Annotated in this window: 1 protein-coding gene; it reads left to right on the forward strand. The window is 29.4% G+C overall.

Going from position 1 to position 1287, the window contains the following annotated elements; genetic code table 11:
- On the forward strand, window positions 1-1122 hold a 1122-nt coding region (locus SIN01_RS14740), incomplete at its 5' end, for a reverse transcriptase/maturase family protein (RefSeq protein ID WP_141306176.1).
- Window positions 1123-1287: the final 165 nt, after the last annotated feature.

Consider the following 1287-nt stretch of genomic DNA (forward strand, 5'->3'; position numbering starts at 1 on the left):
GTATTTGATTTTTTGTGGAAAGAAAAAAATGCATGGATAATAAAAGGCGATTTTTCTTCTTTTTTTGATACTCTAAATCATCAATTATTGCTTAAAACTGTAAAACAGGTTTTATTAGGTGACGTAGATTTAAAACTACAGGATGATTGGTATTCTATATTAAAATTTGTTACAAAATACCGTACGATAAGCAAAAAGGAAATTGATGCTCTCTATAAGCCATTTCATGGAAAAACATACGTGGATAATCGAAAAAAATTGGGCAATTACATAAAAACCGGAAAATTACATTTATCTAGTACCAATAACAAGGGAATACCCCAAGGTACAGCAATAAGTGCTGTTTTAGCAAATGTATATATGATTTTTTTTGACGAATATGTTGATCGTTTAGTAAAGTCATACGGTGGATTTTATCGGAGATACTCAGATGATTTTGTAATTATACTTCCTGAGAGCAAATGCGATTACGCCTGTGTTAATGAGATTAAAAGTCGTATTATATCCAAAAGTGAAAATGAGTTATTTTTAGATATAGAGACTAAAAAAACGAAATTACTTCATTTTGTAAAAGGAGAAAGGAAAATTTATAAGAACAATACATCAACAGCTACTACATTTGATTATTTAGGTTTTGAATTTAATGGTAAAACAGTTTTTCTTCGTTCAAAAACATTATATAAGTTCCATTATCGCGGCAAAAAGGGAATAATATTATTAGCTAGAAATCTTGAAGAAAGAACTATAGTTGAAAGTGATCATTATCCCAGATTACGTAAGAAATACTTGCTTAGAAGAATTAAGTCAAAGCATATTGAAAAAATAAAAGAAGGACTCGATTGTGCAAAAAAGGATTCAGAAGCAGGACAAAGTATAAAAGGCAGAAGGAAAGCAACGATTATGTATCTGTCTTCAAAACCTAGAAAGATGAAAAACATGCTAAATTATGCTGTGAATGCACAAAAAGTTTTTTCAATACCCATTTCTGGATGTGACTCCTTATACTATGTAAATATTGAAAAAAAGATAAAAAAACAAATTGGATTTTTTCAGAGGGAATTTAATAAACTGAAAAAAAAGCATAACAAAGAACTCCAAGAAATTAATGTAAATGTCAAATAGCCCACATCTAATCAAAGATGTGGGCTTGATTTATGGCAGTTGAAAAATTGTTTAACTTTTATTGACAGAAACTTTATTTCTACAGCTGATAACTTATGCAATTAATTATGTCAACCCGCAGTGTACCTCTGCCATAAACACTATAGGTATGATATTGACAAAAAC

It is taken from the genome of Sporolactobacillus inulinus (genome assembly GCF_006539285.1).
GTDB lineage: Bacteria > Bacillota > Bacilli > Bacillales > Sporolactobacillaceae > Sporolactobacillus > Sporolactobacillus inulinus.